This is a genomic window from Azospirillum sp. A26 (assembly GCF_042604635.1).
Lineage (GTDB): Bacteria > Pseudomonadota > Alphaproteobacteria > Azospirillales > Azospirillaceae > Azospirillum > Azospirillum palustre.
On the sequence record NZ_CP170474.1, the window covers coordinates 171,829 to 187,487 of the forward strand.

Genomic DNA, 15,659 nt, shown 5'->3' on the forward strand with positions numbered 1-15,659 from the left:
GGCAAGCGCCAAGTTGCGGCCGAAAAAGCAAGGGGCGGATCCCGGCAGCTTGGACCGCCGGAAATCCGCCCCGCTTCAGCCGATCAGACCATCCGGTCAGGCGGCGTTGACCTCCGCCACGAAGCGCCGGACTTCGTCCTTCAGCCGCTCGGACTGCTCCGAAACGCTCTCCACGCTGGTGGAGACGAGGCGCATCCGCTCGCTGGTGGTGGTCATGGTGGACGACAGCGAACCGACGCTGCTGGTGACACGGCGGGAATTGTCGGCGGCGGCGCGGGCGTTAGCGAAGATCTGGTGGGTCGCCGCCTCCTGCTGCTGCACGGCCGACGCCACCTCGCCGTTCAGCGCACTGAGGTTGGTGATCAGGCTGGCGATGCTTTCGATGGCGCCGATAGCGTTCGCGGTCGCCGCCCGGATCGCGCCGACCTGCGACTGGATGTCCTCGGTGGCCTTCGCCGTCTGGGTGGCGAGGCTCTTCACCTCGCTCGCCACCACGGCGAAGCCCTTGCCGGCCTCGCCGGCGCGGGCCGCCTCGATGGTGGCGTTGAGCGCCAGCAGGTTGGTCTGGCCGGCGATCGAGTTGATCAGTTCCACCACCGCGCCGATCTGCTCGGCGGCCGACGCGAGGCCGGTGACGATCCCGGTGGTGTTGGAGGTCTCCGTCACCGCGCGGGACGCGGTCTGGGCGGCGCTTTCCACCTGACGGCTGATCGCGGCGATGGAGCCACGCAGTTCCTCGCTGGCCTGGGCGGCGGATTCGACGCTGTCGGAGGCACCCTGCGCGGCTCCGGCGGCGGCATGCGCCTCGTCGGTCGTGCTGGCGGCGTCGTTGGTCAGGGCGGCGGTGCGCTCGTGCAGGGCGACGGTGGTGGTGCTGAGCGTCGCCACGACCTCGTCCATCGCGCGGGCGAACTCGGCGGCACGGACGGACAGGCGCTCGCGCTGAAGGTCGCGAGCGGCACGCTCCAAGTCGGCGCGCTGGCTCTCGTCGCGGGCACCCTGCAATGTGGTGGCAAGGCCGGCGACGGCGCGGGCCATGTCGCCGATCTCGTCGGGCCGGTCGGCATGGGGCACGGCAGCCGTCAGGTCGCCGCCGCCGATGCGGCCCAGCACGTCGCGGATCGCCAGCAACGGACGCGACATCCCACGCGACACCCAGATGCCGATGCCGACGCTGATCGCCAGCAGCAGCAGCGAGACCTCAAGCTCGCGCCAGATGCGGGCGCGGAATTCCGCATCGACGTCGTCGGTGTAGACGCCGGTGCCGACCATCCACTGCCAGGGCTGGTAGCCGGCGGCATAGGCGATCTTCGGGGTCGGATCGGCGTCGTCGCTGCGCTTGTGGCGGAAGGCGACGAAGCCGCCGCCGGCCTTGGCCGCCTCGGTCATCTGCACGTTGAAGGGGACGCCGTCGGGGTCCTTCAGGTTCAGCAGGTTCTTGCCCTCGACCTGCGGGCGCAGGCCATGGACCAGGCTGACACCGGCATAGTCGTAGACGAAGAAATACTCGCCGTTGCCATAGCGCATGGCGCGCACGGCATCGCGGGCACGCTCCTGCGCCTCCGCGCGCGGCAGCTTGCCGGACTTCTCCTGCTCGCCATAGAGCGCGATGACGGACGCGGCCGCATCGACCATCTCCTTGACCTTGGCCTTGCGCTGCTCGATCAGGTTCGTGCGCGTTCCCGTCAGGTGGACGGTGGCCCCGGCGAGCGTGCTGAGCAGCGCCACGCCGAACACCAGCAGCATGAGCCGCGTACCAATCTTGAGCTTCATCGCCCTTCTCCTTACTCCTGATCCACGCGGCATCGCGCGGCATCCACGCATCGATTTTCGATTGTTCGACAGACCGGCTCCACGGTCAGGCCGGGCAACAGGCCCCGGCTTTCGCCTCCAGCGGGGCTTCCAGTGGAGTTGCCAATGGAACTGCCAGCGGGTCGCACCGCCACCATCCCGGCCCGCCCGGCGGGGCGGACAGGCGGGTAAAGGCCACGACCTCGCAATTTCCCAGCTCCACACCCGGCCGCCCGGCGAGCCGGTGCAGCAGAATGCGGGCCACGCCCTTGCTGCCGACCAGCAACGGCCGGTGCTCCAGCAGTCCGGCCGGTCCGTTCGCCAGTTCGTCGACCCCATCCAGGACACGGGCGGCGAAAGCGCCTTCGCTCTCCCCTCCCGGCGGCGTCTCTCCGGCGGCGAACCAGGGGCGGGTCAGCTCGATCGGCAGACCGTTCCAGTCCCCCAGGCTGCGCTCGCGCAACCAGTCCCGCCGGAGAAGCGGAACGCCCAGCGTCTCGGCGAACACGGCGCCGGTCACGGCGGTGCGGTCCAGCGGACCGGCGATCACCAGACCGCAGATCCGGCCGGACCGGCGGAGCCGCTCCGCCGCTTGCCGGGCCTGCTCGACCCCGCGTTCGGTCAAGGGAATGTCCCGGTCACCGCCGCAGCGCACGCCCCGGAGGTTGTCGTCCGTCTCGCCGTGGCGCACGAAGTGGAAGCCGTCCGTCATCGCCGGCCCCTCACCGGAACAGGATGCGGGCAGCGCCCGCGGTCCAGCCGATGGTGCTTTCCGCCGGCAGGGTATGGGGGGCCGACATCCAGCGGGCCAGGGCGTCGATGTGCAGAGGATCGCTCAACGTCGGGGTATGGCCGACATCCGGCACATGCAGGACGCTCAACTCCGGCTTGCCCATCATCCGGGCGATGGTCGCCTCCTGCAAGGCGTCGCTCATCATGCCGTGCACCAGCAGCACCGGGCAGTCGATGCGCTGCCAGTCGTCCCACTGGTCGTGGTCCTGGATGGCGCCGTCGCGGTAGCATTGCAGCGCCCGGATGTCGTGGCGGTAGACCCGGCCGCCATTCTCCTCCGACCAGCGGGTCTGGTGGAAACTGTTGTGCAGGAGAACGGTGTCGTCCACCGGTCCGTCGTTCTTCTGGGCCGCTCCGGTGCGGTGGAACAGCTGGGCCGGATGGCGGAAGACATAGTGGCGGGCGACGGACTCGGCACGGCGGCGCCGCCGTTCGGTCGGGATGAAGGGGCCGATGTCGTTCAGGATGAGGCGCTCCACCAGCTCCGGAGCCTCCGCCGCCACCCGCATCGCCACGCTGCCGCCGAGCGAGGAGCCCAGCAGGGTAACTAGGCCCAACTGCTTGTGGCGGATCAGGGCCAGCACCTGGGCGACGGTTCCGTCGAAGCTGTAGTCCGACTGGTCGGCCAGCCAGCCGCTGCGGCCGCGCCCGGCCCAATCGAGGCACAGCACATGGTAGCGGTGCGACAGGGCGCGGGCGACATAGTCGAAGCGCCGGGCCGAATTGGCGATGCCCCCCAGGCATATCAGCGCCGGATTCTGCGGGCTGCCCCATTCCGTGTAGGCGAGGCGGATGGTGTAGTCGGTGCGCAGCCGCTCCACCGTGCCGAGCTGCAGCGCCGCGCTGTGGGTATAGTCGAAATGACGCAGGCGATGGCCGGCACCGATCAGCGGCTCGACCACCCGCATGATGGTTTCATAGTTCTTCCAGGTCATCTCCTCGACGGTTCCGATCCCGAGCGCCTCCAGGGTGACGCGCAGGGTCTCCATCGCGCCGTCGTGGCGGCCATGGGCAGGAAGGGTTTCCCCGGCAAAGGAGGGGCAGGGCATCGTCAGAACAGGCTCCACGAGCATCTGGTCAGGCATGGGCGTCGAAGCCTCCGTGATCGATGGGTGTGGGGGCGATGGACATAAGGCTGTCGGGGTTTGCGGCATCGACGGATGCCGTACGGGTCTGGCGGGCGAAGGAGTTCATCGGACGGCCTCTCCCGCTGCCGGCGAGGCGGACGGAACCAGCAGGAAGACGACGCAGAAGGCCGTGCCGCACAGCATGCCGAGCGCACCGAGAGCCACCAGCGCAGCCTGCATCCCGAAACGGTCGGCAAGCGCCGCGGCCAGCAACGGACCGATCACCGAACCGCCGCGTTCCAGCAGGCGGTAGACCGCGAAGACGCTGGACTCGCCCATGCGGGCACAGTCCGCGCGGCAAACCTCCGGGACCAGCGCCAGTTGGGTGGCGTTGTTGAGGGCATGGGCGACGCCGAGAGCGGCGATGCCGATCAGGATCCCGGCGACGCCCTGTTCCTGAAGGATCGCGAGCGTGCCGGCCCCGCCGATCAGCCCGCCCAGCCCGGCGAACAGGGCGTGACGGCCGGTGCGGTCGGCGACCTTCGACACCCATGGGCCAAGCAGGACGATGATCAGCCCATAGGTCATCATCAGACGGCCGATCCCGGCCGGCGTCTCACCCGCCGCATGTAGCGACACCGGGACGAGATAGAAGAGGTATCCGGTCAGCATCAGCTTGGTCGGCACCGACGAGAACAGCAGCAACGCCAGGAATCGCGGGTTGGCAAGCAGTGCGGTCGCGTCGCCCAGGCGGAAGGGACGTCGTTGCACCCGCTCCGTCCGGTCGGCCGGAAGAAGCGTCACCGCCGCCGCGGCGGCCAGCGCCAGCAGCGCCGAAACCGCGAAGGTGGCGCGGTAACCGAACTGATCGGCGAGGATGCCGCCCAGCGGCGCGCCGCACAGGCCGGCGACGATCACCGCGGCGACAAATTGCGCCATGCCGCGCGCGCGCCGATCCGCCGGGGTGTGGCGGGCGACGAAGCCCTGCGCGCCGATGAACATCACCGCATAGCCGAGCGCGCAGGCCCCGCGCCACAGCAGCAGTTCCGCCATCGATGCGGCCGTCGCCGTTCCGATGAATCCCGCCACTGCTGGCAGGGTGCCGAGCAGCAGCGTGCGGCGGCTGCCGAACCGGTCAGCCCAATGGCCGGCGAAGGGCGTGAAGACGGCGACCAAAGCCATGAACAGCCCGATTGGCAACCCCATCATCACGGTCTCGGACAGGCCGGGAACCGGGCTGTAGAGTTCACGGGCATAGAGCGGCAGGAAGGACCGCGACAGTTCCTCCGCCAGCATGAACAGGAACAGGGCGGCACGCATGCGGCCCACCGCCGCCGATGCCGGTTCCGCATCCCCGCGGCCCGGGCGGGTGGCGAGCAGGAGCAGTCCTTCGAACAGCAGAAGAAGGCAGACGACCAGCAGCACGGCAGCGTCATAGAAGAAGCCACGCACCGCCTCGGCCGGCAGCAGACCCGCAAGCCGCGGCAAAGTCATGGCACAGAAGGCAAGCATGGCCGCTGCCACCACCGCCACCCCCCGCAACGGCGTGGCGCCGGCCAAGCGTCGAAAAGACGGCAGCAGGCCGGCTGACCACAGGACCGCCGGAATTACGGCCGCCAGGATCGCCATATGGTTGCGTGCGGAATCGAGCGAAATCCGCATAGCAGAAAAGTCGGAATCCGAAGCGGCATTTCCATAAAATTTTGCATAAATCAGACAAGAAAACAGTGTTATCCCAATCATCGCCAGAACAGGCAGAATCACGTGCGGACGTGTGACTGATTTCGATTGCATTGTTAGCTCCAGACACACAGCCGCTGCGCAGAAGTGTTTCGGAGGCTAAATCCTAACTCCAAAGAATTGGTAAATCGAAATTGCTTCGGAAATTAAAGTTCTGGATTCTGAACGCCATACCTGGGTATGCTATTTGTTGGCAACACGGATACTGGGAATATTCAGACAAATGCGGCGGCATTTCTCTTAATACATATTCCTGATATGATTTTTAAATGAATTTCAATGTTCTTTGGCGGCACCGACAGCCGATACAGAGCAATCCGCGACGCCGAAGAATGGAATACACACGTTGGTTGCAGCGCAGCAAAGGTTGAGCTTTGCTATTTCGAATTGGAATCGCTTCCTGACTTTCACACAAAATGAGAGTGAGATCGCAAAGATGCACCTCGCTCCTTCGCTTTTTTCGAGAAAATCGAAAAAAATTGCCGTCCATGGCAGGCGCGTCTCAGTCCTTTCGATCCCGTGCCGGAAGGACGGGACCGCTCCGCGGCGCTTCGCCACATCGCAAATGCAAATGATTCGCACCATTGTCGGGTCTGCGGTTCTTGCCGCCGATGCGCACGTCCTTTCCGGCGTGCAGCCCACAGGTGTCTCACCATGAGTCCGCCGCTACCCGGTCCCGCCCACGCCGCCTCTCCTTCCGCCGCCACCCGTCAGACTCCCGGTCCGGCACCCGGCACCAGCTCCGATCCCCCCGACGGCAGCAATTGCTGCCGTCTCGGCGCGTTGCGCAAGGGCCAGCGCGCGGTTGTGACCGGTCTGGACGACTCCGCCGTCGCAACCCCGCTGCCGCCCGGCGAACTGGAACGCCGCATGATCGAGATGGGCCTGATCGAAGGCGCCCGCGTGGAAATCCTGCATGAGGGATTCCCCGGCGCCGATCCGCTTGCCGTGCGCATCAACGACCACACCCTGGCCCTGCGCCGGGCGGAGGCGTACGCCGTCCTGGTGACGCTCGGCTGAGCCGTCACCTCCTCTTCCTGCGGGAAGGTTTCCGCGATGTCCGATACCGTTCTATCCACCCCCGCCCTCATGGGCGCCCCGCCGCGCATCGCCCTGGTCGGCAATCCCAATTGCGGCAAGACCGCCCTGTTCAACGCGCTGACCGGCGCCCGCCAGAAGGTGGCGAACTATCCCGGCGTGACGGTCGAGCGCAAGATCGGCGAGTTCCTCAGCCCGGCCGGCACCCGCGTGCAACTCGTCGACCTGCCCGGAACCTACAGCCTGCGCGCCCGCTCCCCCGACGAGGAGGTGACGCGCGACGTCGTGCTGGGCCGCTTCCAGCATGAAGCCCCACCGGACGTGATGGTCTGCGTCGCAGACGCCACCAACCTGCGCCTGCATCTGCGGCTGGTGCTCGAGTTGAAGAAGCTCGGCCGGCCGATCATCCTCGCCCTCAATATGATGGACGTGGCGGAGGCGCGGGGCTGCCGCGTCGATGCGGCGGCCCTGTCGGCGGCACTGGGCGTGCCGGTGGTGCCGACAGTGGCGATCAAGCGCACCGGCGTGGCCGGTCTGATCGACCAGATCGACCGCAGCATGATCGCGATGACCGCCACGCTGACTCACTCCCCCGGCACCTCCTCCTGCGGCTGGAGCGAACCCTCCGCCTTCGACCTGCGCGCCTATCATCAGGAGGTCGAAACCATCCTGGCCGCCGCATTGCGCGATGCCGGCAGGCCGTCGCTTGCCACCCGTCGCATCGACGCTGCCCTGCTGCATCCGGCAATCGGCCTGCCCTTCCTGTTCCTGGTGCTGTTCCTGATGTTCCAGGCGGTGTTCGCCTGGGCGGCCGTGCCGATGGACATGATCGACAAGGGGCTGGGCTGGATTCAGGCCGGCGCCGGAGCGGCCCTGCCCGACGGCCTGCTGAAAAGCCTGCTGACCGACGGCATCATCGCCGGTGTGGGCAGCGTGGTGATCTTCCTGCCGCAGATCCTGGTGCTGTTCTTCTTCATCCTGATGCTGGAATCCACCGGCTACATGGCGCGGGCAGCCTTCCTGCTCGACCGGCTGATGGGCGGGGTCGGGCTGCATGGCCGGGCCTTCATCCCGCTGCTGTCCAGCTTCGCCTGCGCCGTCCCCGGCATCATGGCGGCCCGCACCATCGAGAACCGCGCCGACCGGCTGGCCACCATCATGATCGCCCCGCTGATGACCTGCTCGGCCCGGCTGCCGGTCTATACGCTGATCATCGCCGCCTTCATCCCCGACCGGACCGTGGCCGGCGGCATGATCGGCTTGCAGGGGCTGGTGATGTTCACCCTCTACGCCGCCGGCATCCTGTCGGCGCTGGCGGCCGCCTTCGTGCTGAAACGCACGATCTTCAAAGGAGCCCGCGAACCGCTGCTGATGGAGCTGCCATCCTACCGGCTGCCCAGCCCGCGCGACATCCTGCTGGGGCTTCTGGAGCGGGCACGCATCTTCCTGGCCCGCGCCGGCACGGTGATCTTCTCCATCATGATCCTGCTGTGGTTCCTCGGCAGCTTCCCGGCGGCGCCCGACGGCGCGACCGGACCGGCCATCGACTACAGCTTCGCCGGGATGCTCGGCCATGCGCTGGCCCCGCTTCTCGCCCCCATCGGCTTCACCTGGCAGATCGCCATCGCCCTGGTCCCAGGCATGGCGGCGCGCGAGGTGGCGGTGGCGGCGCTCGGCACCGTCTATGCACTGAGCGAGACGGGCGATGCGCTCTCCGGCTCGCTGGCCGGCGTGCTGGCGGCGGACTGGAGCCTGCCGACGGCGCTGTCGCTGCTGGCGTGGTTCGTATTCGCCCCGCAATGCGTCTCCACCCTGTCGGTGGTGAAGCGGGAAACCAACAGCTGGTTCTGGATGCTGGTGATGATCGTCTACATGACGGCGCTCGCCTATGGCGCCGCCTTCGTCACCTTCCACCTGTCCAGCGCCCTGCTGGGAGGGTGAGCCATGATGGGAAGCCTTTCCGAAACCATCCTTGTCGGCCTGATTGTCGCTGCCGCCTTCACCTGGGTGGCCTGGACCATGCTGCTGCCCGCCCCCTTGCGCAACCGCCTGCGCCGGCTGGCCGGGCGACCGGTTCCCTCGCAGGCGGGCGGTTGCTCCGGCGGTTGCTGCGGCTGCGAGGCGGCGGGACCGAAACGCGGCAAGCGCTGCTGACGGTCCCGCCACACCGTCACCAGCCGGTCGGGCAGGACCGGCAGTCGGTCATCAGCGCGTCCTGGAAGATGGCGAAGCGCAGCTTGGCCCCGTCCATGTTGGCGCCGGACAGGTTGGACAGGGCCATCTTCGCTTCCTGAAGGTTGGCCCCCTCCAGGCTGGCGCCGGCAAGATTGATCTTGTCGGCGCGGATCGCCTCCAGATTGGCGGCGGTCAGGTCGCTATTGGTGAAGTCGGCGCCGGTGGCGCGGGCGAACTCCAGATTGGCGCCGCGCAACCGCGCACCGGACAGGCGCGCGCCCTGGAGAAAGGCGGTGCGCAGGTCGGCGCCGTCCAGAATGGCGCCGGTCAGGTCGGCGCCGCGCAGGTCCGCCTTGCGCAGATCGGCCCGCATCAGGTTGGCCCCATGCAAATCGGCCCCGGCCAGCGACAGCCCGCGCAGATTGCGATGCCGCAGATCCAGGTTGGGGCAGACGATGCGCGGCCCGAGCGTGCATCCATTGACGACGCTGGCCCGCTCCTCCTCGCCGCCGCCGACCGGCTGTCCGGCCTCCTCGACGGCCGCTGGAATCGCCGCCGTCTCCATCTCCGCCGCCAAGGCGGCAGGGACCGGGGCCGCAAGACAGACGGCCAGCGCGTTCAGAGCCAGGATCCGGCAGAGTTTTCTCGGCAGCACGGCCTTGCTGTGCGACGTCATGATGATGCCTCCGATGAAAAGGACCGGGGCGGCAACCGCCCCGGCGCTCCATGCTCCGGTTTTGCGGAGCCGATCACTTGCTGCTGGAGACCTTCACGTCGGCCAGCTTGAACACCCAGAAGGAACCGCCCTGGGTCACGCGGGTGGTCAGATCGGCCAAGTCGCCGCCCCACAGCGGCACCGCGCCGCCATAGCCGGTGGTGATGCCGACATACTGCACCCCGTCCTGCTCCCAGGTGATCGGGGAGGAGACGATTCCCGACCCGGTCTGGAAGTGCCACAGCTCCTGGCCGCTCTTGGCGTCGAAGGCCTTGACGAAGCCGTCGCCGGTGCCGGTGAAGACCAGATTGCCGGCGGTCGCCAGCGTGCCGGCCCACAACGGCAGTTCCTCCTTATGCTCCCAGACGATCTTGCCGGTCTTCGGATCCAGCGCCCGCAGGCTGCCGACATGGTCGTCGAACATCTTGTGGATGCGGAACCCCATGCCGAGATAGGCCGAGCCGGGGTTATAGCCGACATGTTCGGTCCAGTAATCCTCCTTCCAATGGTTGGCGGCGATGTAGAACAGCTTGGTATCCTCGCTGTAGGACATCGGGTTCCAGTTCTTGCCGCCCAGGAACGGCGGCGACACCTCGACCGGCTTGCCGCGCTTCTCGCCTTCGGCCGGCAGCGGCGGGCGCTGGCCCTCATTCTCGATCGGACGGCCGGTCTTCAGGTCGATGCCCTTGGCCCAGGTGATGCCGTCGACGAAGGGATAGGCCGCCAGCACGCTGTTGGGCTTGTTCGCCTCGCCGCCGGCCGTCGCCAGCTTGGTCCGGTCGGTGACGTAGAAGAAGCCGTTGCGGTCGGCATGCGCCGTCGCCTTCACCGTCTTGCCCGACGCGTCGGTGTAGTCGAACAGCACCAGCTCGTTGTTGCCGGAGAAGTCCCAGGTGTCGTTCGGCGTGTGCTGGTAGAAGCCCTTCAGCTCGCCGGTGGTCGGGTCGACATAGGCCTGACCGGAGGTGTAGAGGCTGTCTCCCGGCCAGCGCGCCCAGCCGTTCCAGGGCGCCGGGTTGCCGGTGCCGATGACGATGGTGTTGGTCTCCACGTCGAAGGTGGCGCTCTGCCAGGGCGCGCCGCCGCCGTGGTTCCACGCCTCCACCAGATTGCCGTCCTTGTCGCGCGGCCAGGAGGGGGCCTTGTCGCTGCCGGTCGGCGTGCTGTCCTTGCCGTTCAGCCGGCCCATATGGCCCTCGACCAGCGGACGCATCCAGATCTCGTCGCCGGTGTCGGGATCGCGGGCGAACAGCCGCCCGACCACGCCGAACTCGTCGCCCGACGACCCGTGGATCAGCAGAACCTTGCCGGTCTTCTGGTCCTTCACGATGGTCGGCGCGCCGGTCATGGTATAGCCGACCTTGTGATCGGCGAACTTCTTCTTCCAGACGACCTTGCCGGTGTCCTTGTTCAGCGCGACGACGGAGGCGTCGAGCGTGCCGAAGAAGACCTTGTCGCCATAGATCGCGGCACCGCGGTTGACCACGTCGCAGCAGGGCCGGATGTCGTCGGGCAGCCGGTGGGAATAGCTCCACAGCCGCTTGCCGGTCTTGGCGTCCAGCGCGAACATCCGCGAGTAGGAGCCGGTGACGTAGATCACCCCGTCATGGACCAGCGCCTGGGTTTCCTGCCCGCGCTGCTTCTCGTCGCCAAAGGAGAAGGACCAGGCGGGGACCAGACGCGACACGCTTTCGGTGTCGATCTGCTTCAGGGTGCTGAAACGCTTGCCTTCCACCCCCATCCCGTACATCAGCACGTCGCCGGGATTCTTCGCATCGTTGGCGATGGCATCCCAAGTGACCTCGGAGGCCAGCGCCGGACCGGCAGGCGCCGCGGCCAGGAACAGCGCGGCGGCCACGGCCGCGATCCCGGCCAGACAGGTCCCGCGGAAGCGGCGGCATGGCTTACCGCCGGTGACGGCCGCACTCGTGCTGTAGGACGAAAGTGTCATGCGTTTCCCCCGATGATTGGCCGCGAAGCGGCAGTTGCGAACACGGCCTGCAAGGCCGTGCCGGCGATGGCGTCACGCCGGCTCGATCCCGTTCCTGCGGACGGCGGGAGGCTTTGCCGCCCCCGGTGGCGGGATCGAGCCGAGCGTGACGATGTCGCGCCAGAAAGCCGTTGCTTTCTGAATGGCAGGACCCTTTTCAGGCCGGCCTGTGCATCCCGCCCGGCGCACAGCACCATGTCTTGCCGGCTCCAATAGTCTCCCGGACGGAGCCATGGTTCCATTCGACAATCCGGGGAAGAATTTCTTGACCAGATCCCATGACGACATCCCGGATCGGCCGGGATTTTTTCCCGTTCGATGCCGTACACGGCCAGGATCGGCATCCGCACTGCGGCTCGATTGTGCGAAGGGCGGATGGCGACCGAACCGATGGATGGGTTAGCATTCCGTCGATGGTCGTATTTCGGAGTGGACGCCGGTGTCGCTGAGGATGCGCATCCTGGCCTTGATCGGGCTTTTCCTTCTGCTGATGGCAACCGCCGGCGGGGCGGTGATGGTCGCCAATGCCCGCGATGCCGTCCGCGCGGAAATGGCCTCCGCCCTCGAACTGGGCGGCGCGCTGAGCCTCGCGGTAGCGGAGCGCGGCGATCTCCCCGGCGGCATCGCCATGCTGAACGGGCTGGGGCTGCGACACCTGCGCTTCATCGGGGCCGACGGCCTGCCGAGGCCGGAACCGGCGGACCGGCGCGCACCGGACTGGTTTGCCGCGCTGATCGGCGTGGATTTGCAGGAACGGCAGTTGGCGGCCGGCAAGCTGCGCATCGTTGCCGAACCCTGGGACGAGATCGCCGAGGTCTGGGAGGACATGACCGATCTCGCCGCCGCAACGCTGACGGTCGGGCTGCTGCTGATGGGAGCCGCCTATCTGGCGGTCGGACGCGCCCTGGTCCCGCTGGCGCGGCTGGAAGCCGGGGTGGAAAGGCTGCGCGCCGGCAATTACGCTTTTTCCTTCGATGGCCGCGGCGTTCCCGAACTCGACCGGCTGGGGACCGGAATCGCCGCGCTGGCCCATGGGCTGGCAGCGGCGGAGGCGGAGAACCGGCGGGCCGGCCAGCGCATCGTCGCGGCGCAGGATGCCGAAAGGCGGGAGGTCGCCCGGGAAATCCATGACGAACTCGGCGCCGCCCTCTTCGCGATCAAGGTGGATGCCGGCCGCATCCTGCGCCTGCGGGAGGGTGGAGCCGATGGGGACACCACCAATGAAGCGGCCGAGCGCGCCGGCAAGATCCTGGATACCGCGGCGGAGGTCCACCGGCTGAGCCGCCGCCTCCTGACCCGCCTGCGCCCCGCCCTGCTGGACCAGTTGCCGCTGAGCGAGGCGCTGGCCGAATTGGCCGGCGATTGGATGCGGCGCCAGCCCGACGTCGCGCTGACCCTCGCCATCGAGCCGGCCGCAGCGGTGGCGGAGCTGGATGGCTGCGACGACGTGCTGCGGCTGACCGTCTACCGGCTGGTGCAGGAATCGTTGCTCAACGCCTTTCGCCATGCCAAACCGTCGGCGGTCGCCGTCACCCTCCGGGTCGATCCCGAGGCGGTGGAGATCGTCGTCGCCGATGACGGACCCGGCCTGCCGGATGGCGACGAACCGGCAAGGAGCGGCTTCGGGATTTCCGGCATGGCGGAACGGGTGCACACTCTGGGCGGCAGCCTGTCGGTCGGAACCGCGGCCGGCGGCGGCACCCGTGTGTCGGCCCACCTGCCCCGGCCTGCCCTGCCGCCATCTACGCCGGCAGCATTGGAGCGCATGGCGTGACCCACACCATTCTTCTGGTCGACGACCATCCCATCGTCCGGGCCGGCTGCCAGCGCCTGCTGGCCGAAGCGGCGCTCGGCCGCGTGGTGGAGGCGGAGGATGTCGGCAGCGCGCTCGATCTGTGGCGGTCCGAACGGCCGGACGTCGTCGTCCTCGACCTCAATATTCCGGGCGACGGCGGCGGCATGGCCGTGCTGCGCACCATCCGCGAGGAAAACCCAGCGGTGCCCGTCCTGATTTTCAGCATGCATGAGGATCCGGCCATCGCTGCCCGCGCGCTGAAGGCCGGCGCCCGCGGCTATGTCACCAAGAACGATGCGCCGGACAGCCTAGCCTCCGCCATCGGCACGGTGCTGGCCGGACGCATCCATCTGGACAGCGGGCTCGCCCGCGATCTGGCATTGATGAGCCTGTCGCCGCCGTCCGATCCGCTGGCCGCCTTGACCCAGCGGGAGCGGGAAATCCTGGCCCTGGTCGGACGTGGGATGACCGCGGCGGCCATCGCGGAACGGCTGGGGATCAGCCAGAAGACGGTGGCCAATACGTGCACCCAGATCAAGGACAAGCTGGGTGCCGACAGCGCCCGCGCCCTGATCCGCATCGCCATCGACAACGGTCTCGCCGACTGAAGAGCGTCAGCCGCCCTGGGCCAGCGCGCGGCGGAAGGCCTCCAGCGTCTCGGCGCTGACATGGTGCTCGATGCCCTCGGCATCGATGCGCGCCGTGTCGGCGCTGACGCCGAGGGAGCGGAGGAAGGCCACCACCGTCCGATGCCGCTCCCGGCTTTCCTCGGCGATCCGCCGGCCGGCATCGGTCAGGAACACCGCCCGGTAAGGCTTGCGATAGACCAGCCCGTCGGCCGCAAGCCGGTCCAGCATGCGGGCGACGGTGGGCTGCGCCACCCCCAGCCTTGCGGCGATATCGACCTGCCGCGCCTCCTGCCCGCTTTCGATCAGGTCGGCGATCAACTCCACGTAATCCTCGGCCAAGGCGGTCCGCTGGGCCTCCCGCGTCTTGCGGAAGCCCTCGGCATGGAGTTCGGCATCGGGAAGGTCCGCATCGCTGTCAGTCACGCCCCACCCGCCCGGAAAAATGTTCGGATGCTGAAAGTATAGCATCTTGCATGCTCGTTGTCCCGGTACATACTTGATTGATACCAGTTCGCATCCTGGCCGGGAGTCACGCCGATGTCGGAAGCCGAAGCCGCCGTGCCGCCGCACCGGGCCTGGAGATATGCCAGCCCGGACGGGGAAGTCCGGCCGAGCCTGCCGGAGGTCCATGCCTCCGTCGCGGTGCCGCAGGGCGGCCTGTGGCTGCGCCGGCTGCTGGCCTTCGCCGGGCCGGGCTATATGGTGTCGGTCGGCTACATGGACCCCGGCAACTGGGCGACCGACCTCGCCGGCGGGTCGCAGTTCGGCTATACGCTGCTGTCGGTCATCATGCTGTCGAACCTGATGGCGATCCTGCTGCAATCGCTGTCGGCCCGGCTGGGCATCGTCACCGGGCGCGATCTGGCGCAGGCCTGCCGTGACCATTACCCGCGCCCGGTCAATTTGATGCTGTGGGTGGCGTGCGAGGCGGCGATCATCGCCTGCGACCTTGCCGAGGTCATCGGCACCGCCATCGCGCTGAACCTGCTGTTCGGCATCCCGCTGATCGGCGGCGCGCTGATCACCGCGCTCGATGCCTTTCTGGTGCTGCTGCTGATGCAGCGGGGCTTCCGCTATCTGGAGGCCTTCGTGGTGGCCCTGCTGACGGTCATCGCCGGCTGCTTTCTGGTGCAGATCATCGCGGCAGCCCCGCCGGTGGCCGCCGTGCTGCATGGCTTCGTCCCGACGACCCAGGTGGTGACCAACCCCGGCATGCTCTATGTCGCCATCGGCATCCTGGGGGCGACGGTGATGCCGCACAATCTTTACCTTCATTCCTCCATCGTGCAGACGCGGGCCTATCCGCGCACGGACGAGGGGCGGCGCGACGCCATCACCTGGGCCACCGTCGACAGCACCATTGCGCTGATGCTGGCTCTGTTCGTCAACGCGGCGATCCTGATCCTGGCGGCCAGCGTCTTCCACGGCAGCGGCCATACCGAGGTGGCGGAGATCGGCGAGGCATTCGAACTGCTGTCGCCCCTGCTCGGCCTGGGCATCGCGTCGACCCTGTTCGCGGTGGCGCTGCTGGCGTCGGGCCTCAATTCCACCGTCACGGCGACGCTGGCCGGGCAGATCGTGATGGAAGGCTTCCTGCGGCTGCGGCTGCCGCACTGGATGCGCCGGCTGCTGACCCGCGGCCTCGCCATCATCCCGGTGGTGGTGGTGACGGCGCTCTACGGCGAAAGCGGCACGGCCCAGTTGCTGGTGTTCAGCCAGGTCGTGCTGTCGATGCAGCTTCCCTTCGCGGTGATCCCGCTGGTCCGCTTCGTCACCGACCGCGGCAAGATGGGCCGCTTCGTCGTGCCCGGCTGGGTCGCCGGGCTGTCCTGGGTCGTCGCCGGCCTGATCGTCGTTCTGAATCTGAAGCTGCTGTACGACACCGTTCTGGGCTGAGCGCTGTTGTGCATCGGGCGGGACACGTTAT

13 protein-coding genes are annotated in these 15,659 nt (G+C 67.9%); 6 read left to right on the forward strand and 7 right to left on the reverse strand.

Annotation, left to right across the window (positions count from 1 at the left end):
• Positions 1 to 96: 96 nt before the first annotated feature.
• The 4 genes from ABNQ39_RS24515 to ABNQ39_RS24530 all read right to left on the reverse strand — a co-directional run bounded on the left by ABNQ39_RS24515 (position 97) and on the right by ABNQ39_RS24530 (position 5,312).
• On the reverse strand, positions 97 to 1,773 hold the full coding sequence (locus ABNQ39_RS24515) for a methyl-accepting chemotaxis protein (protein WP_376962941.1): 1,677 nt from the start codon (positions 1,771 to 1,773) through the stop codon (positions 97 to 99).
• An 85-nt stretch (positions 1,774 to 1,858) separates the two neighbouring features.
• Positions 1,859 to 2,503 (reverse strand): histidine phosphatase family protein, encoded by a 645-nt coding sequence (locus ABNQ39_RS24520; RefSeq protein ID WP_376962944.1) that lies wholly within the window; start codon positions 2,501 to 2,503, stop codon positions 1,859 to 1,861.
• A gap of 10 nt (positions 2,504 to 2,513) precedes the next feature.
• A complete protein-coding gene (locus tag ABNQ39_RS24525; protein WP_376962947.1) occupies positions 2,514 to 3,668 on the reverse strand; it encodes an alpha/beta fold hydrolase in 1,155 nt (384 codons plus the stop codon).
• A gap of 105 nt (positions 3,669 to 3,773) precedes the next feature.
• Positions 3,774 to 5,312 (reverse strand): MFS transporter, encoded by a 1,539-nt coding sequence (locus ABNQ39_RS24530; protein ID WP_376962951.1) that lies wholly within the window; start codon positions 5,310 to 5,312, stop codon positions 3,774 to 3,776.
• Between the two features lie 732 nt (positions 5,313 to 6,044).
• On the opposite strand from ABNQ39_RS24530, the gene ABNQ39_RS24535 reads away from it, so the two are divergent.
• From ABNQ39_RS24535 to ABNQ39_RS24545, 3 genes are read left to right on the forward strand one after another with little or no spacing between them, the layout of a single operon-like run.
• Positions 6,045 to 6,410, forward strand: a complete 366-nt coding sequence (locus ABNQ39_RS24535; RefSeq protein WP_376962953.1) for a FeoA family protein — start codon at positions 6,045 to 6,047, stop codon at positions 6,408 to 6,410.
• 36 nt (positions 6,411 to 6,446) lie between these two features.
• Positions 6,447 to 8,369: a ferrous iron transporter B gene (gene feoB / locus ABNQ39_RS24540; RefSeq protein WP_376962956.1), complete on the forward strand. Its 1,923-nt coding sequence runs from the start codon at positions 6,447 to 6,449 to the stop codon at positions 8,367 to 8,369.
• A gap of 3 nt (positions 8,370 to 8,372) precedes the next feature.
• Complete coding sequence (locus ABNQ39_RS24545) at positions 8,373 to 8,582, forward strand: hypothetical protein (RefSeq protein WP_376962959.1); 210 nt, start codon at positions 8,373 to 8,375, stop codon at positions 8,580 to 8,582.
• A 16-nt stretch (positions 8,583 to 8,598) separates the two neighbouring features.
• On the opposite strand, the gene ABNQ39_RS24550 is transcribed toward ABNQ39_RS24545, so the two are convergent.
• Both ABNQ39_RS24550 and ABNQ39_RS24555 read right to left on the reverse strand, forming a co-directional pair.
• Positions 8,599 to 9,279, reverse strand: coding sequence for a pentapeptide repeat-containing protein (locus ABNQ39_RS24550; RefSeq protein ID WP_376962962.1), 681 nt, complete (start codon positions 9,277 to 9,279; stop codon positions 8,599 to 8,601).
• A gap of 73 nt (positions 9,280 to 9,352) precedes the next feature.
• A complete protein-coding gene (locus ABNQ39_RS24555) occupies positions 9,353 to 11,269 on the reverse strand; it encodes a methanol/ethanol family PQQ-dependent dehydrogenase (protein ID WP_376962965.1) in 1,917 nt (638 codons plus the stop codon).
• A 478-nt stretch (positions 11,270 to 11,747) separates the two neighbouring features.
• Here ABNQ39_RS24555 and ABNQ39_RS24560 point away from each other — a divergent pair, with 478 nt between their 5' ends.
• Together ABNQ39_RS24560 and ABNQ39_RS24565 are read left to right on the forward strand one after the other, a co-directional pair.
• The gene (locus tag ABNQ39_RS24560; protein ID WP_376962968.1) at positions 11,748 to 13,082 is read left to right on the forward strand and encodes an ATP-binding protein; all 1,335 of its coding nucleotides are present in this window, start codon (positions 11,748 to 11,750) and stop codon (positions 13,080 to 13,082) included.
• Positions 13,079 to 13,711 carry a response regulator gene (locus tag ABNQ39_RS24565; protein ID WP_376962971.1) on the forward strand — a complete coding sequence of 211 codons (633 nt, stop codon included), beginning with the start codon at positions 13,079 to 13,081 and terminating at the stop codon, positions 13,709 to 13,711. The genes ABNQ39_RS24560 and ABNQ39_RS24565 overlap by 4 nt, the downstream gene beginning before the upstream one ends.
• 6 nt (positions 13,712 to 13,717) lie before the next feature.
• Here the strand turns inward: ABNQ39_RS24565 and mntR are convergent, their stop codons facing one another.
• On the reverse strand, positions 13,718 to 14,155 hold the full coding sequence (gene mntR, locus ABNQ39_RS24570) for a manganese-binding transcriptional regulator MntR (protein ID WP_376962974.1): 438 nt from the start codon (positions 14,153 to 14,155) through the stop codon (positions 13,718 to 13,720).
• A 114-nt stretch (positions 14,156 to 14,269) separates the two neighbouring features.
• Here mntR and ABNQ39_RS24575 point away from each other — a divergent pair, with 114 nt between their 5' ends.
• On the forward strand, positions 14,270 to 15,628 hold the full coding sequence (locus ABNQ39_RS24575) for an Nramp family divalent metal transporter (protein ID WP_376962977.1): 1,359 nt from the start codon (positions 14,270 to 14,272) through the stop codon (positions 15,626 to 15,628).
• Positions 15,629 to 15,659 lie beyond the last annotated feature (31 nt).